This window comes from Streptomyces sp. NPDC050422 (assembly GCF_044458665.1).
In the GTDB taxonomy this organism is placed as follows: Bacteria; Actinomycetota; Actinomycetes; order Streptomycetales; family Streptomycetaceae; genus Streptomyces.
Genome location: NZ_JBITIE010000038.1, coordinates 1 through 19843, shown reverse-complemented (window position 1 = coordinate 19843; position 19843 = coordinate 1). Strand labels below are relative to the sequence as shown.

17 protein-coding genes are annotated in these 19843 nt (G+C 71.0%); 7 read left to right on the top strand and 10 right to left on the bottom strand.

Features of this window, described 5'->3' with window-relative positions; all coding sequences use genetic code 11:
* Positions 1-32 precede the first annotated feature (32 nt).
* Entirely contained in the window at positions 33-524 is a 492-nt protein-coding gene (locus ACIBJG_RS37120; protein ID WP_399314549.1) for a hypothetical protein, read from the bottom strand.
* Positions 525-926: 402 nt separating this feature from the next.
* Between ACIBJG_RS37120 and ACIBJG_RS37115 the strand changes: the two genes are divergently transcribed.
* Genes ACIBJG_RS37115 through ACIBJG_RS37100 form a run of 4 tightly spaced genes read left to right on the top strand, consistent with a single transcriptional unit; the run spans position 927 to position 5261 of the window.
* Positions 927-3803 carry a nitrate- and nitrite sensing domain-containing protein gene (locus ACIBJG_RS37115; protein ID WP_399314548.1) on the top strand — a complete coding sequence of 959 codons (2877 nt, stop codon included), beginning with the start codon at positions 927-929 and terminating at the stop codon, positions 3801-3803.
* Positions 3800-4243 (top strand): roadblock/LC7 domain-containing protein, encoded by a 444-nt coding sequence (locus ACIBJG_RS37110; protein ID WP_399314545.1) that lies wholly within the window; start codon positions 3800-3802, stop codon positions 4241-4243. Before ACIBJG_RS37115 ends, ACIBJG_RS37110 begins: the two co-directional genes overlap by 4 nt.
* Positions 4244-4252: 9 nt before the next feature.
* Positions 4253-4675 (top strand): DUF742 domain-containing protein, encoded by a 423-nt coding sequence (locus tag ACIBJG_RS37105; protein WP_399314543.1) that lies wholly within the window; start codon positions 4253-4255, stop codon positions 4673-4675.
* Complete coding sequence (locus ACIBJG_RS37100) at positions 4656-5261, top strand: GTP-binding protein (protein ID WP_399314541.1); 606 nt, start codon at positions 4656-4658, stop codon at positions 5259-5261. The genes ACIBJG_RS37105 and ACIBJG_RS37100 overlap by 20 nt, the downstream gene beginning before the upstream one ends.
* An 83-nt stretch (positions 5262-5344) precedes the next feature.
* Here the strand turns inward: ACIBJG_RS37100 and glpK are convergent, their stop codons facing one another.
* From glpK to ACIBJG_RS37070, 6 genes are all read right to left on the bottom strand, one after another.
* A complete protein-coding gene (gene glpK / locus ACIBJG_RS37095) occupies positions 5345-6844 on the bottom strand; it encodes a glycerol kinase GlpK (RefSeq protein ID WP_399314539.1) in 1500 nt (499 codons plus the stop codon).
* A 38-nt stretch (positions 6845-6882) separates the two neighbouring features.
* The gene (locus ACIBJG_RS37090) at positions 6883-7644 is read right to left on the bottom strand and encodes an MIP/aquaporin family protein (protein ID WP_399314537.1); all 762 of its coding nucleotides are present in this window, start codon (positions 7642-7644) and stop codon (positions 6883-6885) included.
* 233 nt (positions 7645-7877) lie between these two features.
* Positions 7878-9068 carry a lipid-transfer protein gene (locus ACIBJG_RS37085; RefSeq protein WP_399314535.1) on the bottom strand — a complete coding sequence of 397 codons (1191 nt, stop codon included), beginning with the start codon at positions 9066-9068 and terminating at the stop codon, positions 7878-7880.
* The gene (locus ACIBJG_RS37080; RefSeq protein ID WP_399314533.1) at positions 9065-9541 is read right to left on the bottom strand and encodes a Zn-ribbon domain-containing OB-fold protein; all 477 of its coding nucleotides are present in this window, start codon (positions 9539-9541) and stop codon (positions 9065-9067) included. The genes ACIBJG_RS37085 and ACIBJG_RS37080 overlap by 4 nt, the downstream gene beginning before the upstream one ends.
* A 48-nt stretch (positions 9542-9589) precedes the next feature.
* Entirely contained in the window at positions 9590-9937 is a 348-nt protein-coding gene (locus ACIBJG_RS37075) for an Mpo1-like protein (protein WP_399314531.1), read from the bottom strand.
* A 127-nt stretch (positions 9938-10064) separates the two neighbouring features.
* Positions 10065-10871 carry a M15 family metallopeptidase gene (locus ACIBJG_RS37070; protein ID WP_399314530.1) on the bottom strand — a complete coding sequence of 269 codons (807 nt, stop codon included), beginning with the start codon at positions 10869-10871 and terminating at the stop codon, positions 10065-10067.
* A gap of 114 nt (positions 10872-10985) precedes the next feature.
* Here ACIBJG_RS37070 and ACIBJG_RS37065 point away from each other — a divergent pair, with 114 nt between their 5' ends.
* Positions 10986-11495: an NUDIX domain-containing protein gene (locus ACIBJG_RS37065; RefSeq protein ID WP_399314528.1), complete on the top strand. Its 510-nt coding sequence runs from the start codon at positions 10986-10988 to the stop codon at positions 11493-11495.
* Between the two features lie 6 nt (positions 11496-11501).
* Here the strand turns inward: ACIBJG_RS37065 and ACIBJG_RS37060 are convergent, their stop codons facing one another.
* Complete coding sequence (locus ACIBJG_RS37060; protein WP_399314526.1) at positions 11502-13850, bottom strand: glycoside hydrolase family 31 protein; 2349 nt, start codon at positions 13848-13850, stop codon at positions 11502-11504.
* Positions 13851-14090: 240 nt separating this feature from the next.
* Here ACIBJG_RS37060 and ACIBJG_RS37055 point away from each other — a divergent pair, with 240 nt between their 5' ends.
* Entirely contained in the window at positions 14091-16067 is a 1977-nt protein-coding gene (locus ACIBJG_RS37055) for an acetoacetate--CoA ligase (RefSeq protein WP_399314524.1), read from the top strand.
* A 67-nt stretch (positions 16068-16134) separates the two neighbouring features.
* On the top strand, positions 16135-17052 hold the full coding sequence (locus ACIBJG_RS37050; protein WP_399314522.1) for a hypothetical protein: 918 nt from the start codon (positions 16135-16137) through the stop codon (positions 17050-17052).
* A gap of 81 nt (positions 17053-17133) precedes the next feature.
* Here ACIBJG_RS37050 and ptsP read toward each other — a convergent pair whose 3' ends face one another.
* Positions 17134-18804, bottom strand: a complete 1671-nt coding sequence (gene ptsP / locus ACIBJG_RS37045) for a phosphoenolpyruvate--protein phosphotransferase (protein ID WP_399314520.1) — start codon at positions 18802-18804, stop codon at positions 17134-17136.
* A 76-nt stretch (positions 18805-18880) separates the two neighbouring features.
* A complete protein-coding gene (locus tag ACIBJG_RS37040) occupies positions 18881-19330 on the bottom strand; it encodes a PTS glucose transporter subunit IIA (protein WP_399314518.1) in 450 nt (149 codons plus the stop codon).
* Positions 19331-19843 lie beyond the last annotated feature (513 nt).

Here is a 19843-nt window from a genome sequence, read left to right as displayed (position 1 = left end):
ACCTGGAGCACGCAGAAGGGGCGGGGCGCGGGTCAGGCCCGGGAGAGGCGGCGGCCCGCGTCCCGTCGCCGTATCCGCGCCGCGTCCCGCTCGGCGGTCCGCTCCGCCCGTCTGGCCCTGCGCCGCTCGCGGCGCAGCCGCCGGGCCGAACTGCTGGGCACCGACACCACGCCGTTGCGCTGATTCCACACCTGCCGGGTCACCCACACGTCGAGCACCGACCACGTCGTGACCACCGTGCTGCCCACACTGCTGAGCACCATCGGGAAGGCCAGCCAGGAACTGGTCAGCGAGGCCAGGAAGGCGACCATGGCCTGGATGAGTGTCAGCGACATGATGAGTACGGCCCGCACGGCCGCCGTGCGCACGGGATCCGGCATCCGCCGGCGCGTGGCCGGCTCGTCGACCCAGAGCGGCTGACGCGGGATCTCCGGCCGCCCAGTCACCGGGGCCGCGGTGCCCGCCTCCTTCGCCGTCCGGGCGGGTGGCAACTCCACCGCACCGTGACGCTCCTGCGTGTCCAACGACTTTCAACTCCCCACCGCTGTCCGACTTCAGGGTTGCTGCCCCGCATGCACCCTTTCTACGCGGACGGGCCGTCCCGTCCTGCCCAGTGCCCTCCTCCAGCTCTCCTGCCCCCGTACGTACAGACGAGTGCCGGACGGTGAAGATTCCCCTGGATCGGCACGGAACGAAGAGTTCCAGCCAACCGGCAAGGGGAGGAATATGCCGCTCTGATAGGCGCCTTCTGTCGCATTCGCGAGTTTCATCTCCCGTAATACCGGGACAACTCATGGTCAACTCCCAGTAAGGCGGCCGAAAATCGTCCGGACACGCCTTCGAGTTGTCTGTGTGTCGGTAGTAGGCTCGCGCCGTTTGTTGACGGAACACCATCCCCGCGCCGCGGGGCCGAGCTGGGGGAGGCCATGCGCTTTCGCGGGAAGTCCATCCGCAGGAAGATCGTGGCGTTGCTTCTGGTGCCGCTCGTCTCCCTCACCGCACTCTGGGGCTTCGCCACCTATCTGACCGGACGCGAGGCCGGCCAGCTGCTGAGCGCGAGCACCGTCGTGGAGAAGGTCGGCCACCCCCTGGAGGACACTGTCAGGGCCGTTCAGAACGAGCGGCGCCAGACCCTCGTCTTCCTCGCCGACCCGAGGGCCTCCGACGCCCTTCCGATCCTGCGCACGCAGCGCGCGGTCACCGACCGGGTCGTGAAGCGCGTGACGTCGAGTGCGCAGCAGAAGGACATCCGCGACGCACTGCGTCCCGACGCCGAGACCCAGCTCAACTCGATCCTCGGAGCCGTCGACGAACTCGACGCCCTCCGCGACTCCGTCGACCGGCGCACCATCGGCCGGACCAAGGCGATGGACTACTACAACCGCCTCATCGACCCCTGCTACCGCTTCCTGACCGGCCTCCACACGATGGAGAACGTGTCCATGGACAAGCAGGTCCGGGCGCTGACCGGCGTCTCGCGCGCCCGCGAGATGCTCTCCAGGGAAGACGCCCTGGTCGCCTCCGGCCTCCTGGCCGGGCGGTTCACGGCCCCCGAACTCCGGCAGATCTCCGACCTCGTGGCCAACCGGGGGCTGCTGTACGAGATCAACCTCCAGGTGCTCCCCGCGTCCGAGCGCCGGCGCGTGGAGCAGTACTGGTCGGGCCCCGACAGTGAACCGCTGCGCACCGCCGAGGACCGGCTCATCGCCCAGGGGCCCACCCGCGACTCCCGTGCCGTGGACACCGCCCGCTGGCAGGAGGTGGCCCCGCCGGTCCTGGACCGGCTGGCCAACGACTCGACCGAGATGAACAACCGCTTCCAGGACCGGGGCAGGCCCGCCGGCTACAACGTCCTGATCAAGGCGGGTGTCGCCGGCGTACTCGGATTCCTGGCCCTGCTCGTCTCCGTCTTCGTGTCCGTACGCATCGGCCGCGAGCTCGTCCGCGACCTCTCCCGGCTGCGCAAGGACGCCCACGAGGTCTCCGGAGTGCGGCTGCCGAGCGTGATGCGCCGCCTCGCCGCGGGAGAACACGTCGATGTCGAGACCGAGTCCCCGCACCTCAGTTACGAACGCGACGAGATCGGCCAGGTCGGGCAGGCGCTCAACACGTTGCAGCGAGCCGCGGTCGAGGCGGCTGTCAAACAGGCGGACATGCGACGCGGCGTCTCCGAGGTCTTCGTCAACCTCGCCCGCCGCAACCAGGTGCTGCTGCACCGCCAGCTGACGCTCCTGGACGCGATGGAGCGCCGCACCGAGAACACGGACGAACTCGCCGACCTGTTCCGCCTCGACCACCTCACCACCCGGATGAGGCGCCACGCCGAGGGCCTGGTGATCCTCTCCGGCGCCGCGCCCTCCCGGCAGTGGCGCAAGCCCATCCAGCTCATGGACGTGGTGCGCGCCGCGGTCGCCGAGGTGGAGGACTACGAGCGGATCGAGGTCCGCAGGCTCCCGAGGATCGGCGTGGGCGGCCCCGCCGTCGCCGACCTCACCCATCTCATCGCCGAACTGCTGGAGAACGCCACGGTGTTCTCGCCCCCGCACACCGCCGTCCAGGTGCACGGCGAGCAGGTCGCCAACGGCTTCACCCTGGAGATCCACGACCGCGGCCTCGGAATGCCCCCCGAAGTACTCCTGGACGCCAACCTCCGGCTGGCCGAGACCCCCGAGTTCGAACTGTCCGACACCGACCGGCTCGGCCTCTTCGTCGTCAGCCGGCTGGCCCAGCGGCAGAACGTCCGGGTGTCCCTCCAGACCTCTCCGTACGGGGGCACCACCGCCGTCGTCTTCATCCCGGCGGCGCTGCTCACCGACGCCCCGGACTCGCACGGCACCGGATTCCGTCTCGACCGCAGGTCCGAGAAGGCGATCGCCAGCAGCAGGCCGGGCGGCGACCCGGGGAAGGACCGGGGGCAGGACGCGCCGGACCGCGGACTCGCCACCGCCCGCCCGCAGGACCGGCCGGGCAGCCTCTCGCCCGTCCCCAGCGGGCTGGTGGACCCGGCCCTGCTGGATGGCCCGGTCGAGCTCGAAGGGCCGGTCTCGTCCGTGGGCTTCGACCGCGACCCGCTCCTCGAAGCCGTCGCAGGCCGGGGTCCTGACCCGCTACTCGATCCAGTCGCCGACCTGGACGACACCGAAAGCGAACGCGGCGGCATCTTCCGCTCCCGCGAGCTCCGGCGCGACGGCGACCGCGAGCAGCACCAGCAGGCCGCGGACCGGACGGCGGAGCCGGACGGCGTACGGGCCCTGCGCCCGGACGGCACGCGCCCGCTGCCCCGCCGCAAACCGCCGACCCTGGTCACCGACCGCGGCCGCCGCGTCGACGAGAGCGGCCGCGCCCACCCCACGTCCGCCGGCCGGGAGCCCGCGCGCACCTCGGCCCGGCCCCCGGCGACCGGCCCCGTTCCGCACGAGGACCGACGCCGCCCCACCGAACCCCGGCAGCCCACCGGCTTGCGGACCCCCACAGGGCCCGCCGAGGCCACGCCGTCGGTGCCGGCGCCCCGGTCTTCCACACCCGCCGTCCCGTCCCCGTCGGCCGCTCCCGACACCGTGGGCGGACTGCCCCGCCGGATCCGCCAGGCCAGCCTCGCCCCACAGCTCCGCGAGGGCTCGGGCGCGCCCGGCCCGGACCCGGTGGAGAGCGCCGAGGACATCGAGCGGGACGCCGACGAGGTACGTAACCGCATGGCCTCGCTCCAGCGCGGCTGGCAGCGCGGACGTCTGCAGAACGCCGAGGACGTGACCGGTCCCGGCGATACAGCACAAGGAACCACTCCGGGAGGGGACGGTCCATGACCGCACCGAACGCCTCAGCACTCAACTCCGCACGTCAGGGGTCGGGTGAACTCAACTGGCTCCTCGACGAACTCGTCGAGCGCGTCGCCAGCATCCGCAAGGCGCTGGTCCTCTCCAGCGACGGCCTCCCCACCGGCGCGTCCAAGGACCTGACCAGGGAGGACGGCGAACACCTGGCGGCCGTCGCCTCGGGATTCCACAGCCTCGCCAAGGGCGTCGGCCGCCATTTCGACGCGGGCCGGGTCCGCCAGACCATTGTCGAACTCGACGAGGCGTTCCTGTTCGTCACGGCGGCCGGTGACGGCAGCTGTCTCGCCGTACTGGCCGACTCCGACTCGGACGTCGGGCAGGTGGCGTACGAGATGACGCTGATGGTCAAGCGCGTGGGAGCCCACCTGGCCAACGCTCCCAGGACGACCGGTCTGTCCTCCGGAGGGTGAGTGGACGGGATGAGCGCCGACACCTCCCGCACCCCGCAGCCCCCCGGTGACCCGCAGTCCTCGCGCTGGTACGACGCCGACGCGGGGCCGGTGGTCCGCCCGTACGCGATGACCAGGGGACGCACCAGCAGCGCGTCCCGGCACCGCCTCGACCTGATCGCGATCGTCATGCCCGAACCTGCGGCCGACGACCCCGGCAGGGACCAGATGCTCTCCCCGGAACACGTGGAGATCGTCGAACTCTGCAGTGACATGCCCCAGTCGATCGCCGAGCTCGCGGCCGGTCTGGACCTCCCCGTCGGGGTGGTCCGGGTCCTGGTCGGTGATCTCGTCGAGGACGAGCTGGTGCACGTAACCCGTCCCGTTCCGCCGGCCGAGCTGCCGGATGTGAACATTCTTCGCGAGGTGATCAATGGCCTTCGGGCGCTCTAGCCGCAACAAGCGGCCCGTTGAGCCCGTTACCCTCAAAATCCTGGTGGCGGGCGGCTTCGGAGTGGGCAAGACGACCCTGGTGGGTGCGGTCAGTGAGATCAGACCGCTGCGTACGGAGGAGAGACTGAGCGAGGCGGGACGTCCGGTGGACGACCTGGACGGCGTCGAGGCGAAGACCACGACGACCGTGGCAATGGACTTCGGGCGGATCACCCTGCGCGAGGACCTGGTGCTGTATCTGTTCGGAACCCCCGGACAGGACCGTTTCTGGTTCCTCTGGGACGAACTCGCCCAGGGCGCGCTGGGGGCGGTCGTCCTCGCGGACACCCGTCGGCTGGAGGACTGCTTCGCGGCGGTCGACTACTTCGAGCGCCGCGAGATCCCGTTCGCCGTGGCCGTCAACTGTTTCGAGGGTGCGGACCGGTTCCCCACCGGGACGGTGCAGGCGGCGCTGGACCTGGATCCGCAGGTGCCGGTACTCATGTGCGACGCACGCGACCGTTCGTCCGTACGGGACGTCCTGGTGGCCGTGGTCGAACACGCGGTGGCCCGGGTGGACCGGCTCCGCGAGCCCGCCACGACGTAGCCGGCGGAACGCGGCCCCGTACCCCCGCCGACAGGGGTACGGGCCGCGCGTCGATGGGCCGCAGGGGCAGCGAGGGCCTCCCGCTACTCCTGCCAGCCGAGGCTCCGTTCCACCGCCTTGCGCCAGTTGCCGTACTCGCGCTCGCGGTCCTCCGGTTCCATCCGGGGCGTCCACTCCACATCGCGCTGCCAGTGCGTCTTGAGCTCGTCGAGCCCCGACCACACCCCGGTCGCCAGCCCCGCCGCGTACGCCGCGCCCAGGCAGGTGGTCTCCGAGATCCGCGGCCGGATCACCGGAACGCCCAGCACATCGGCCTGGTGCTGCATCAGCAGTTGGTTGGCCGTCATGCCGCCGTCCACCTTGAGCGTCGTGATCGGCACCCCGGAGTCCTGGTACATCGCGTCGACGACTTCGCGCGTCTGCCAGCTGGTCGCCTCCAGAACGGCGCGTGCCAGATGCGCCTTGGTGACGTAGCCGGTCAGCCCGGTGATCACCCCTCGGGCGTCGGAACGCCAGTAGGGGGCGAACAGCCCGGAGAAGGCGGGCACGATGTACGCCCCGCCGTTGTCCTCCACGCTCGCTGCCAGGGTCTCGATCTCCGCGGCGTTCTCGATGATCCCGAGCTGGTCGCGGAACCACTGCACGAGTGCCCCGGTGATCGCGATCGATCCCTCCAGACAGTAGACGGGCGGCTCGTCGCCGATCCGGTAGCCGAGAGTGGTGATCAGCCCGTTCTTGGACGGCACGGGGCGGTTGCCGGTGTTGAGCAGCAGGAAGCTGCCGGTGCCGTACGTGTTCTTGGCCGTGCCCGGGTCGTAGCAGGCCTGCCCGAACACCGCGGCCTGCTGGTCGCCCAGGGCGGAGGCCACCGGCACCCCCGCGAGTGCGCCCACGGCCGTTCCGTACACCTCGGACGACGACCTGATCTCCGGAAGCACCGCCTCCGGGATGTTCATCGCGGCCAGGACGGAGCGGTCCCACTGGAGCGTCTCCAGGTCCATCAGCATCGTGCGCGACGCGTTGGTCACGTCCGTGACGTGGACGCCGCCCTCGGTCCCGCCGGTGAGATTCCAGATCAGCCAGGAGTCCATCGTGCCGAACGCGATCTCGCCGCGCCCGGCCCGTTCGCGCAGCCCGGGAACGTGGTCCAGCAGCCAGGCCGCCTTGGGGCCGGAGAAGTAGCTGGCCAGCGGAAGGCCGGTGGTGGCCCGGAACCGGTCCTGCCCGTCGGTGGAGCCGAGCTCATGACAGAGAGCGGCGGTACGGGTGTCCTGCCAGACGATGGCGTGGTGGACGGGGACCCCGGTGGCCCGGTCCCAGAGCACGGTCGTCTCGCGCTGGTTGGTGATGCCGAGCGCGGTGAGCTGGTCCGCCCGCAGCCCGGCGCGGTCCAGGGCGCCGGCGACGACGGCCTGCACTGTGGTCCAGATCTCCGAGGCGTCGTGCTCCACCCAGCCGGGGCGGGGGAAGATCTGCCGGTGCTCGCGCTGGTCGACGGCGACGACCGCACCGTCCTGGTCGAAGACGATGCAGCGGCTGGAGGTGGTGCCCTGGTCGATGGCGGCGACAAACCTGTTGGTCATGATGTCCCCTTGTCCGTCGGGTGCTTCCGGCCGAGACCTCAGAACGCGGCGTTGAACACGACGCCGCCCAGCAGCCCGCCCACGATCGGGCCCACGACCGGTATCCAGGCGTAACCCCAGTCGGACGTCCCCTTGTTCGGTATCGGAAGCAGCGAATGCACCAGCCGGGGGCCGAGGTCACGGGCCGGATTGATGGCGTAGCCGGTCGGCCCGCCGAGTGAGAGTCCGATGCCCACCACGAGGAGGGACACCAGGAGTACGGAGATCCCGGAGCCGTAGATACCGGCGCCGGCCTCCGCGACCGGGCCGATCCCGATTCCCGCGTTCTTCCCGAAGGCCAGGATCGGCAGCACCAGAGCGGTCGTGGCGATGATCTCGGTGACGAGGTTGGCCACCGGATTCCGGATCTCCGGAGCGGTCGCGAAGATGCCGAGCGTGGGTCCTGACGTGTCCTGGTCGGCGTTGGCGCGGAACTGCGCGTAGTACGTCAGCCAGGCCAGCACCGCGCCGATGACGGCGCCGGTCAGCTGACCCAGGATGTAGAGCGGGACCTTGTCCCACTCACCGGTGTCGACGGCGATGCCGACGGTCACCGCCGGATTGAGGTGTCCGCCCGACAGCGGGGCGGCCGTGTAGGCCCCGGCCAGTACCCCGAAGCCCCACCCGAAGGCGATGACGACCCAGCCCGCGGCCCTGGCCTTCGAGTGGTGGAGCGTGACGGCGGCGCAGACGCCTGCGCCGAAGAGGACGAGGACGGCCGTGCCGAGGAGTTCCCCGGTGAAGATGTCTCCATTGCTCATGGCGCTCCCAGTGGTTGTCCGGCGGGTTTCGCCGGGCGCTTCCATGGCTACGGAGGCCGGGAGCAGGACGAGTCCGTCTCCTCGGCGACCGTGACGAGCGTGGGCCGGCCGGCCGCCGCGGTGTGGGAGGACGGCATCGGCTGGGAATGGAGTGTTCACCGCGCTTGATGGGTCGTCAAGGAGCATGACAACAAACGCTGTTGGCGGCCCGTGGGCGTGGCGGGGCAGCCGTTTCAGCGCACCGCCACGACAGCCGAGCCGTGGCCGAACAGCCCCTGGTTCGCCGTGATTCCGGCCCGTGCTCCCGGAATCTGGCGTTCCCCCGCCGTGCCGCGCAACTGCCGGGTCAGCTCGCAGACCTGCGCGATGGCCTGGGCCGGAACCGCCTCCCCGAAGGACGCGAGCCCGCCGCTCGGGTTCACCGGAATGCGCCCGCCGAGCGCCGTGGCTCCGGCGCGTACGAGCGCAGCGCCCTCGCCGGGAGCGCACAGCCCGATGTCCTCGTACCACTCGAGCTCCAGCGCCGTGGACAGGTCGTACACCTCCGCCAGGGACAGGTCCCCGGGGCCGATGCCCGCCTCCTCGTACGCGGCCCTGGCGATCGAGGCACGGAAACTCATGGGGGAGGGTTCGACGGCGACCGCCGAATCCGTCGCTATGTCCGGCAGGTCGAGCACCGCCTTCGGATACGTGGGCGTCACGGTCGACACGGCACGGATGCGGACCGGGTCCGCCGCCCCGTGGCGCCGCGCGAACTCCATGCTGGACAGCACCAGGGCCGCCGCGCCGTCCGAGGTGGCGCAGATGTCCAGCAGCCGCAGCGGATCGGCGACCACCGCGGAGGCGGCGACCTGCTCGGCGCTCACCGGGGTGCGGTAGCGGGCGTTCGGGTTCAGTGCGCCGGCCGCCGCGTTCTTCACCTTGACCAGCGCGAAGTCCTCCGGAGTGTCCCCGTACAGGGCCATCCGGCGGCGGGCGTACAGCGCGAAGTACGCGGGGTTGGTCGCACCGAGCACCCGGAACCGCAACCAGTCCGGATCATCCGGCCGTTCGCCGCCCGCCGGTGCGAAGAACCCCTTGGGTGCCGCGTCCGCGCCCACCACGAGCACCACGTCCGCCATGCCGGCCAGGATCTGCGCCCTGGCCGTGTTCACCGCCTGGGCGCCCGACGCGCAGGCCGCGTACACGCTGGTCACCCGGGCGCCCTGCCAGCCCAGCGCCTGGGCGAACGTCGCCCCGGCCACGTACCCCGGATAGCCGCCGCGCACGGTGTCCGCGCCGACCACCGACTGCACGTCCCGCCACTCGATGCCCGCGTCCCCGAGTGCGTTGCGGGCCGCCACCGTCCCGTACTCCACGAAACTGCGGCCCCATTTGCCCCAGGGATGCATCCCCTCCCCGAGGACGGCCACGTCCCCGCTCATGCCGCACCGTCCCCGGTGCCGGCGGCGACCGGCCGCCAGTGCCAGGTCGTCCGCACCACGTCGTCGTCACCGGGGCCCGGGCCCAGCATTCCCGGCACGGCCTCGACCGTCATCCCGACCGCGAGGTCCCCGACGCGGACTCCGGGCGCCGCCTGGCCGAGCACGACCATCCGCTCGGCCGCCAGCTCCACGGCCACCAGCGTGTACGGCTCCCAGGGCACCTCCGGATCCGAGAGGTAGGGGGCGGGTGGCCGGTAGCGGCCGTCGGTGTACGACCAGACCGTGCCGCGCCGGGACAGCGGCACCTCGGCGAGCTCGCCGCCCGTACAGCCCGGATTGCGGCAGAGGCCCCTCTGGGGCGGGAAGAAGACCGACGAGCAGAGCGGGCAGCGGCTGCCCAGCAGCCGGAAGTCCTCCTCCGTACCGTCCTCGGTGAACCACCCGGCCACCACAGGTATGCGCTTGCGCGGCAAAGCCCCTCCCGGCACTGGATCTGACGGAACGTCAGAAGTGTGCCACGGTCAGCTGTTGTCGGCGAGCCACTTGGCAGCGGTCTCTGCGAGCTCCCGGTCGCGGCCGGTCAGCATCATCCCGATCATCTGAGCGTCACCGCGCAGCGACCAGGCAGGATGGCCGAAGGTGGCCGGGTTGTTCCCCTCGATCAGGAAATGTGCGGGCCAGGCGGTCCCGTAACCGATCAGCGGCAGCGCCGCCACGTACCGCTTCCGGCCGCGCGCCAGTCCGTATGCCGTGATCGCGAGCCCGGTCAGGGTGCCGGTCAGATGGACCCAGCGGGTCGCGGCCCGGGAGTGCATCGCGACGTAATAGGGCCAGAACTCTTCGTACGAGTCGAACGTCTGCTGTGGCATACGGGCACCGTAATGGCTGGATCGGCAACCGGATACGGCCGATCCGCGTCCGAGAAGAAGAACGGGCGGCCGGAACCCACGGGGGTGGTCCCAGCCGCCCGCTCACCCTCCTCCCGGGCGCGCCGCCTCAGTGACCGGCGACCGACCGGCGAGCCACCGGGAAGTCGAAGTAGGTGTCGGGGAACAGCTCGGGCTTGAACGTGTAGTGCCACCACTCCTCGGCCAGATTCACGAATCCGGCGTCGGTGAGTGTCTCCTTGAGGAACTGACGGTTGGCGCGCTGCACGCCCTGGATCCTCGGGTCGTCGGTGTGCGAGAGCGTGTCGAAGCAGTCGAAGCCGGTTCCCATGTCGACCGAGTTGTCCGGGAAGCGGTCGGCCTGCGGGGCGTAGCACGGAACCAGCTTCTCGCCCGGACGGTACGGCCTGGTCGGCAGGGCCGGCAGCCGCACCAGGGTCAGGTCCACCGTGCTGCCCCGGCTGTGCCCCGACTTCTCGGCGATGTAACCGTCCGCGAACAGGCGGGTCTTGTCGACCTGCGGATAGAACTCGCTTTTCATGGTCTCGTCGTCGAGATCCTTGGCCCACCGCACGAAGTGGTCGACGGCCCGCTGGGGCCGGTAGCAGTCGTACACCTTCAGTGAGTACCCCTGCGCCAGCAGCCGGACCTGGGCCCGGTGCAGGGCCTCGGCCGCGGGCCGGGTCAGGATGCACAGCGACTGGTTGTATCCGTCCACCGGTACACCCATGAAGTCGTGTCCGGTGGGGTAGCGCATCTCCTGGATGATCGTGGGATCGACCGCACGCAGCGCGACGAACTCCCCGGGAGCCTTCGGCTCGGGCTTCGCCTGCGCCACCGGAGCGGCCGCGGTGAAGGCGAGCAGAGTGGCGGCAGTCGCTGCCAGGACACGGAAAACGGAACCAATACCTGTCATGAGCACATCGTCCACTAGTCGGGCCCTCCCGTAGGGGCGATCGGATACAGTCCGCGCGTGTCCGCCCAACCTGTGGGCCCATGACGAGGAGGACGACGAGGAACGGAGAAGGACGTGAAGGACTCCCACTGCGCCAGTTGCGGAACGCCGTACACCGAGCTGCCCTCGCCCGACACCTGGCCCCGCGCCTGCACCGCCTGCGGCACCACCGCCTACCGCAACCCACTGCCGGTCGCCGTAGCCCTGCTTCCGGTCACCGGCGACGACGGCACCGGACTCGTCGTCATCACCCGCACCATCGAACCCTGCCTCGGCGGCACCGCCCTCCCCGGCGGCTTCATCGATCACGACGAGGACTGGAAACACGCGGTCGTACGCGAACTCCGCGAGGAGACCGGCATCGACGCGGACCGAGCCGACGTCCGCCTCGCCGACGCCCTCAGCGACCCCGACGGCCACCTGCTCCTGTTCGGGCTGCTCCCCGCACGGCCGGCCGCGGCGCTCCCGCCGGCCGTGCCGACCGACGAGACCTCCGGGTACGGAGTACTGCGCACCCCCGAAGCGCTCGCCTTCCCCCTCCACACCGAGGCGGTCCGCGCCTGGTTCGCCGGCCGCTACCGCTGACCGCGCTCAGAGCCCACGCACCCGGACCGGACAGTCCACCAGCCCCTCCTCACCGTCCCGCTCCACCACGACCCGCCCGCCCGAGACCCGCGTCGTGTACCGCTCGACCACCACCGGCTCCCAGCCGTCACCCACGTCACGGACCACCGAACCGCCGCCGGAACCCTCCACCGGAGCCCACACCTCCAGTTCGATCCCGCCCTCCGCGCCCCGCACCGGAATCACCGAACCGGCCCGCGCCAGCACCGGCACCCGCGACAGCGGCGCGTCGACCACCACCCGACCGGGCCCCTCGTACACCGCGCCGCTCGCCGTGTCGTACCAGCGCCCCGCCGGCAGCCGCACCGACCGCTCCTCGACCCCCGGCTCCAGCACCGGCGCCACCAGCAGCGCGTCACCCAGCAGGAACGCGTCCTCGCACTCCCGCAACGCCCGGTCGCCGGGCGCCGCCCACCACAGCGGACGTACGTACGGGGCCCCGGTCAGCCGGGCCAACTGCGCAAGCGTCACCCAGTACGGGCGCAGCCGCTCCCGCTCCACCAGCACCTCCCGCGCACCGTCGAGCACCCGCGGCCCGAACTCCCACGGCTCCCGGCGCCCCGCGTCGATCGCCGCATGCGTACGGAACAGCGGAAGATACGCCCCCAGCTGGAACCACCGCAGATACAGTTCCGGCGACGGGGAACCGTCGAACCCGCCCACGTCCGGCCCCGAATACGGCACCCCGCACAGGCCGAGACCCAGCACCAGCGCCAGCGAGGCCCGCAGGCCCGGCCAGCCGGTCGTCACATCACCGGACCAGGTCCCTCCGTACCGCTGCATCCCCGCCCAGCCGGACCGCGAGAACAGGAACGGCCGCTCCTGCGGCCGTAGCCGGAGCAGCCCCTCGTATCCGGCGCGCGCCATCGCGAGGCCGTACACGTTATGGGCCTCCCGGTGATCGCCGCCGCGCCCCTCCAGTGAATGCCGGGACGAACGGGGCAGCGTCGGCTCACCGAACGCCGCGAACGACACCGGCTCGTTCATGTCGTGCCAGACACCGGAGAACCCCTGCGCCAGCCGCTCCTCGTACAGCCCGCCCCACCAGACACGCACCTGCGGATCGGTGAAGTCCGGATACACGCACTCACCCGGCCACACCTCCCCGCGCACCGCCCGCCCCCGGGCGTCCCGGACGAACGCGCCCGAAGTCCCGACCGCCGCACCGGTGTCGAACACCGCGTTCCCCGGAGCCGCGGCCACCGCCGGGTCCACGATCGACACCAGCCGTACCCCGTCCTCACGCAACTCCTTCGCCAGCCCCGGCAGATCGGGGAACCGCTCCCGGTCCACCGTGAACACCCGGTGCGCGTCGAAGTGGTCGATGTCCAGATGGAGCACCGACAACGGCAGCCCCCGCTCCCGGTACCCCGCCGCGATCCGCCGCACCTCCCGCTCGCTCCCGAACCCCCACCGCGCATGGTGCGGACCCAGCGCCCACGACGGAGGCACCGCCGGCGCGCCCGTCAGGGCCGACCAGCCCTGCAGGACCCGGGCCGGCGTACCCACGACCACCCAGCAGCGCAGGGGGCCCCCTTCCATCCGCACCTCGGACGTCCCCGGCCGGTCATGGCCGGAGCCCGCCCCCTCCTCGCCCTCGCGCAATGCCACCCGCCCCGCCCACGAGTTGTCGTGGAACGCCAGATGCGTCCCCGCGTCCGAGACCACCATCTGCACCGGCATCGTCAGATACAGCGGATCGTCCCCGGGCCCGAACCGGCCGCCGGGATCGGTGTTCCACAGCCCGTACACCCCGTCCCTGAGCCGGGGGCCGGCGGCCCGCCCGCCCAGCCCGAAGAACCGCGCGTCCGCCGGGACCTCGCAACGCTGCACCCACCGCGCCGGACCACCCCCCACCGGCTCCCACCACCGAGGCGGCAGCTCCCGCCTCAGCACCACCCCGCCCGGCGTCCGCAGCTCCACCGCACCGTGCCGCGACACCACCACCGTCAGCCGCTCCGACACCACCTGCCAGCCACCGTCCTTGTCCGGCTCCAGCACGGCCCGCGGATCGGCGTCGGGCGCCGCCCCCGGCAACGCGTACGACGGCAGCGGCTCAGCGCCGTCCCACCCCCAGAAGACCGCCCCTCCCACGGCGACACGGACACGCAGCTCCGAACGGGCGAACCTCACCACACCGCCGCCCGGCTCCGGTTCCGCACCCACCACCGCGCCGGGCACCCGCGCCCGCTCAGGGCCGCGCGCAGGCAACGCCCGCGCATCCGCCCGCGCCCGCCGCCACGCCGAGCGCACCGTACGCAGCCCCTGCTTCGAACCGACCAGCTTCACCGAGCGCACCAGGTCACGACCGTCCATGCAGCTCACCCTGCCACCCGGTGATCCGGTAACGGGTTCTGTTCAACTTCCGTTCACCCGTGGCCGGCCGGGGCGGAGCGTGGCCGGACCATATATCGGGACACGCGACCATGGCTGGCCAACCCTGGTGCGAAAGACGATCACATGGCATCGTCCGTGGAGCCGCCTCACGCGCACACCCCAGCCCGTGCGCGCGACACACGCACACACCGCGTACCCGTACAGCCAGGGAGCCGCCCCATGACCTCAGCAGCCGACGAAGCCCCCCTGTGGCAGCCCGGCCCGGACCGCATCGCGGCCGCGGGAGTCACCCGCTTCCAGAGCTGGGCGGCCGAGCACCACGGAGCACCGGCCGAGGGCGGCTACGCGAGCCTGCACCGCTGGTCGGTCGACGAGCTCGACACCTTCTGGAAGGCCGTCGCCGAATGGTTCGACGTGCGGTTCTCGCACCCGTACGAGACCGTGATCGGTGAGCGCGCCATGCCGGGCGCCGAGTGGTTCCCCGGCGCCACCCTCAACTACGCCGAGCACGCGCTGCGCACCGCCGAGAACCCGCTGCGAGCGGACGCCCCCGCCCTGCTCCACGTCGACGAGACCCATACCCAGGTCCCCGTCTCCTGGTCCGCCCTGCGCCGCCAGGTCGGCTCGCTCGCCGCCGAACTCCGCGCCCTCGGCGTCACCCCGGGCGACCGCGTCAGCGGCTACCTCCCCAACATCCCGCAGGCGGTCGTCGCCTTCCTCGCCACCGCCGCCGTCGGCGGTGTCTGGACCTCCTGCGCCCCCGACTTCGGCGCCCGCAGCGTCCTCGACCGCTTCCAGCAGGTCGAACCCGTCGTCCTGTTCACCGTCGACGGCTACCGCTACGGCGGCAAGGAACACCACCGCGCGGACACCGTCGCCGAGCTGCGCCGCGAACTGCCCACGCTGCGCGCCGTCGTCCACATCCCGCTGCTGGGCACCGACGCCCCCGAAGGCGCCCTCGACTGGTCCGCCCTCACCGAAGCGGACGTGGAGCCGGTCTTCGAGCAGGTCCCCTTCGACCACCCGCTGTGGGTGCTCTACTCCTCCGGAACCACCGGCCTCCCCAAGGCCATCGTCCAGTCCCAGGGCGGCATCCTGCTCGAACACTTCAAGCAGATCGGCCTGCACTGCGACCTCGGCCCCGAGGACCGCTTCTTCTGGTACACCTCCACCGGCTGGATGATGTGGAACTTCCTCGTCTCCGGCCTCCTCACCGGCACCACCCTCGTGCTGTACGACGGAAGCCCCGGCTACCCGGACGTCAGCGCCCAGTGGCGCGTCGCCGAACAGACGGGCGCCACCCTCTTCGGCACCTCCGCCGCCTACGTGATGGCCTGTCGCAAGGCCGGCATCCACCCGGGGCGCGACTTCGACCTCTCCCGCATCCAGTGCGTCGCCACCACCGGCTCCCCGCTACCGCCCGACGGATTCCGCTGGCTCCACGACGAAGTGGCCGACGACCTGTGGATCGCCTCCGTCAGCGGCGGCACCGACGTCTGCAGCTGTTTCGCCGGCGCGGTCGCCACCCTCCCGGTCCACATCGGCGAACTCCAGGCCGCGTGCCTCGGCACGGACCTCCAGTCCTGGGACCCCGCGGGCGAACCCCTGACCGGCGAGGTCGGCGAACTCGTCGTCACCCAGCCCATGCCCTCCATGCCGATCCGCTTCTGGAACGACCCCGACGGCACCCGCTACCGCGAGAGCTACTTCGAGACGTACCCGGGCACCTGGCGGCACGGGGACTGGATCACGATCACCGATCGCGGATCCGTCGTCATCCACGGCCGCTCCGACTCCACCCTCAACCGGCAGGGCGTCCGCATGGGCTCCGCGGACATCTACGAAGCCGTCGAGCGCCTCCCCGAAATCCGCGAGTCCCTCGTCATCGGCCTGGAGGAACCCGACGGCGGCTACTGGATGCCGCTGTTCGTCCACCTCGCCGAAGGCGCCGCACTCGACGACAACCTCCGCGACAGCATCAAGCGCACCATCCGCGAGAACCTCTCGCCGCGCCACGTCCCGGACGAGGTCATCGAGGTCCCCGGGATCCCGCACACCCTCACCGGCAAGCGCATCGAGGTTCCGGTCAAGCGCCTGCTCCAGGGAACCGCCCTGGCCAAAGCGGTCAACCCGGGCTCGATCGACAACCTGGAACTCCTCCACTTCTACGAGGAGCTGGCCCGCAGACGCCGCTGACAGAGGCCACTGTCAGTGGCCATGATTACTCTGAGTGAGCAATGTTCGACAGCGCACTGGGGGAATCATGGCGCAGACCAGGAACAAGCGGGCCACCGTCCGCGGCCGGACCGGCACCACCATGCGACGCACGCTGCGCCGCGAAGCACCGAGCACCATCGGCCTCCTGACCGATGAACAGGACTTCGCGGCGATGCGGCGCTACCGCACCTTCACCTTCGACGACCACTCCGTCTATCTGCAGCAGGTGGAGGGCCTGCTCCGGGCTCTCGCCGCCCAGGGCATGCACACGACGGTCGCCCTCTTCGACCCCGAGGAGTACGCGGAGTTCTGCGCCGAATCGGGAATCGCACCCGACACCCCGGCCGGACGCAGCCGGTACACCGCGGAGATCGCGGCCTGCGGTGCCACCGTCGCCTACACCGGACAGCCCATCGACACCCTGATCCCGCTCCTGGTCGCCCGAGCGGTCCGGCAGGCCACCTGGGAGTACGCCACGATGCTCCTGTCCGGGCTCGGGGACTGCGCGGACTGCGGGCAGGACATCGGCCGCGCCGCCTTCGACCGCGCATCCCACCTTCTGCTGCGCACCCTGGAGGCGGCCGGCCCCGGCACCCACCACCTGGTCTGCAGCACGCCCACGGAGAACGAGCAGCTGCTCGCAGCCCTGCACACCGAGCGCGACACCACAGGCCCCGCACACCTCGACTCGGCGGAAGGCGCCGAATTCGTGACCGTGCTGGCCGTAGGCATCGCCCTCGAACGTCGTGGGGGAGTCGTCCTGCGGACGAGCGCCCCCGGCACCGCGGACCGGGTCCACGGCTGGCGCCTGACCGGCGGCAGCCTCGTGCCGCTCACCGCGGGGGAGGTGTTCAGCGCCTACTGCACCGACGCAGACACGGGTGAACCCGTCTCACCCGAGTCCGGAGTGGAGTACTGCGCAGGATTCGACATCGGCGCCGAAGCGCCGGAGGCGCACAGCTGACAGACGGAAGGGGCTCCCCGCCATCACTGACGGGAAGCCCCTTCTCACTCATCGCAGGACCCTGGGGTCCTGCGGGACGTCCTACTCGCCCGACAGAACCGCCTGCGCGGCAACGCGGGCCTCTTCGGCCGAGTCCGCCGCACGCGCGGCCGACGCTGCACGCTCGCACTGGGCCAGCGTGTACTTCGCCAGCGTGCTGCGTACATAGGGAATGGACGCGGCACCCATCGACAGCGACGTCACACCGAGACCGGTCAGAACACAGGCGAGCAGCGGATCGGAGGCGGCCTCACCACAGACACCACAGCTCTTGCCCTCGGCCTTGGCGGCATCGGCGGACATCGCGACCAGATCCAGCAGCGCGGGCTGCCACGGGTCCTGAAGCCGGGACACCGCACCCACCTGACGGTCCGCGGCGAAGGTGTACTGCGCCAGGTCGTTGGTGCCCAGCGACAGGAACTCCACCTCCTGCAGCACCGAACGGGCCCGCAGCGCGGCCGAGGGAATCTCGACCATCGCGCCGAACTTCGCCTGCAGCCCGGCGGCACGGCACGCATCGGCGAAGGCCTTGGCATCCGCACGGTCCGCGACCATGGGAGCCATGACCTCGAGGTAGACAGGAAGACCCTCGGCCGCCTTCGCCAGAGCGGTCAGCTGGGTCTGCAGCACGTCGGGGTGATCCAGCAGACTGCGCAGACCGCGCACGCCGAGCGCGGGGTTGGGCTCGTCGGCCGGAGTCAGGAAGTCCAGGGGCTTGTCCGCCCCCGCATCCAGCACCCGCACCACGACACGGCCTTCGGGGAAGGCCTCCAGCACCGCGCGGTACGCGGTGATCTGCTTCTCCTCGGACGGCGCCTGCTTGCTGTCGTCCAGGAAGAGGAACTCGGTCCGGAAGAGGCCGACACCCTCGGCGCCCGCCTCCAGCGCCGCCGGCACATCGCCGGGCCCGCCGACATTGGCGAGCAGCGGCACCTTGTGCCCGTCGGAGGTCGCGCCGGGACCGGTCGACGCCGACAGCGCCGCCTTGCGTGCGGCGGCGGAGCTCTCCATCTCTGCCCGCCTCTCAGCACTCGGCTCGACGAAGATCTCGCCGGTGCTGCCGTCCACGGCGATCACCGTGCCTTCGGCCAACTCGCCGGCGCCGGGGAGCGCCACGACGGCGGGCACACCGAGCGCCCGCGCCAGAATGGCGCTGTGGCTCGTCGGCCCGCCCTCCTCGGTGACGAAGCCGAGCACCAGAGTGGGGTCGAGCAGCGCCGTGTCGGCCGGAGCCAGGTCGCGCGCGATGAGCACGTACGGCTCGTCGCTGTCCGGCACACCCGGCATCGGCACGCCGAGCAGGCGGGCCACGATCCGGTTGCGCACGTCGTCGAGGTCGGCGACGCGGCCGGCCAGGTACTCACCGGCGCCGGCGAGCAGCGCGCGGTATGAGGCGAATGCGTCGTACACACCACGCTCGGCGGTGCTGCCGACAGCGATGCGCCGGTCGACATCCGCCATGAGTTCGGGGTCCTGGGCCATCATGGCCTGGGCCTCCAGCACGTGCTGGGCCTCGCCCCCGGCCAGGTTGCCGCGCGCGACGAGGTCGGCCGCCACGGCCTCCACGGCCTGCCGGGCCCGCCCCTGCTCGCGCTCGGCCTCCTCGGCCGGAATCTGCTTGGCCGGCGGTTCGAGCACTGCTGTGCCCATGTGCCGTACCTCGCCGATCGCCACACCGTGGCTCACGCCTACGCCTCGCAGCGTTGTCTGCATTGCACCCGTCTCCGGTTGTGCGGTGGACGATGCCCCCGCGATGGATATCCAGTCGGCTGTCACTGCGCCGAATGCGTTACTGCCAGCCGAACAATGCGTCGCCGACCTTGACGTCGCCGTCCTCGATGACGGCGGACAGCGAATCGGCAGTTGCTTCGAGCGCCACGATGGGACAGATCGGCGACTTGCCGGCCGCCTCGACCGCAACCGGGTTCCACCGGACGACGCCTTGGCCGCGTGTGACGGTGTCGCCCTTGTTCACGAGCAGCTCGAAGCCCTCGCCGTTGAGCTGGACCGTGTCGATGCCGAGGTGGGTCAGCACCCCGTGACCCTCGCTGTCCACGACCACGAAGGCGTGCGGGTGAAGGGAGACGACGATTCCGTCCACGGGCGAGACCGCCTCGGACGGCTCGCGCGAGGGGTCGATGGCGGTCCCGGGACCTACCATCGCTCCGGAGAAGACCGGGTCGGGTACCGCAGCGAGCCCGATGGCACGTCCGGCAATAGGGGACGTCACAGTGGTCATGGGGAGCCTCCCAGAGTGGAGCTTCAATGGCGCCGCCGCGGCTTGTAGGAGGACGGCTTACTGCTCAGCAGCGTAAGTCATGAGAAGTCCCGGTTCCGCCCGAGTCCTGACGGTTCGAGGACCTAGGGGTGTACCGGCAACGATTTGCCTCGACTCCCGGCAGCCTGTACTGTCGTACTCCTGCCTGGCCCCAACGCGACTTTGAGTCGGGGGTCGGCGGCGACTATCAAGCCCAAACCCTAACCCGATATCGGGCACCCGCATGCTTGCGGGGGCCGGTCAGGGGCAGCGGAAAGGCCTGATAGAGTCTGGCTCGCCGGAAAGGGAAAGCGCGAAAGCGAATTCCTGGAAAGCGAAAATGCGAGGCCCGCTTCGACCGGGAATCGGACACGAAAGAGTCTGATAGAGTCGGAAACGCAAGACCGAAGGGAAGCGCCCGGAGGAAAGCCCCAGAAAATGTTCTGCGGGTGAGTACAAAGGAAGCGTCCGTTCCTTGAGAACTCAACAGCGTGC

What these genes read in the sequence shown, in the direction of transcription:
- ACIBJG_RS37115 (WP_399314548.1), top strand. Translation starts at nt 927, where the DNA reads ATGCGCTTTCGCGGGAAGTCCATCCGCAGGAAGATCGTGGCGTTGCTT.
- ACIBJG_RS37110 (WP_399314545.1), top strand. Translation starts at nt 3,800, where the DNA reads ATGACCGCACCGAACGCCTCAGCACTCAACTCCGCACGTCAGGGGTCG.
- ACIBJG_RS37105 (WP_399314543.1), top strand. Translation starts at nt 4,253, where the DNA reads ATGAGCGCCGACACCTCCCGCACCCCGCAGCCCCCCGGTGACCCGCAG.
- ACIBJG_RS37100 (WP_399314541.1), top strand. Translation starts at nt 4,656, where the DNA reads ATGGCCTTCGGGCGCTCTAGCCGCAACAAGCGGCCCGTTGAGCCCGTT.
- glpK (WP_399314539.1), bottom strand. Translation starts at nt 6,844, where the DNA reads ATGACCAACAGGTTTGTCGCCGCCATCGACCAGGGCACCACCTCCAGC.
- ACIBJG_RS37090 (WP_399314537.1), bottom strand. Translation starts at nt 7,644, where the DNA reads ATGAGCAATGGAGACATCTTCACCGGGGAACTCCTCGGCACGGCCGTC.
- ACIBJG_RS37085 (WP_399314535.1), bottom strand. Translation starts at nt 9,068, where the DNA reads ATGAGCGGGGACGTGGCCGTCCTCGGGGAGGGGATGCATCCCTGGGGC.
- ACIBJG_RS37075 (WP_399314531.1), bottom strand. Translation starts at nt 9,937, where the DNA reads ATGCCACAGCAGACGTTCGACTCGTACGAAGAGTTCTGGCCCTATTAC.
- ACIBJG_RS37070 (WP_399314530.1), bottom strand. Translation starts at nt 10,871, where the DNA reads ATGACAGGTATTGGTTCCGTTTTCCGTGTCCTGGCAGCGACTGCCGCC.
- ACIBJG_RS37060 (WP_399314526.1), bottom strand. Translation starts at nt 13,850, where the DNA reads ATGGACGGTCGTGACCTGGTGCGCTCGGTGAAGCTGGTCGGTTCGAAG.
- ACIBJG_RS37055 (WP_399314524.1), top strand. Translation starts at nt 14,091, where the DNA reads ATGACCTCAGCAGCCGACGAAGCCCCCCTGTGGCAGCCCGGCCCGGAC.
- ACIBJG_RS37050 (WP_399314522.1), top strand. Translation starts at nt 16,135, where the DNA reads ATGGCGCAGACCAGGAACAAGCGGGCCACCGTCCGCGGCCGGACCGGC.
- ptsP (WP_399314520.1), bottom strand. Translation starts at nt 18,804, where the DNA reads ATGCAGACAACGCTGCGAGGCGTAGGCGTGAGCCACGGTGTGGCGATC.
- ACIBJG_RS37040 (WP_399314518.1), bottom strand. Translation starts at nt 19,330, where the DNA reads ATGACCACTGTGACGTCCCCTATTGCCGGACGTGCCATCGGGCTCGCT.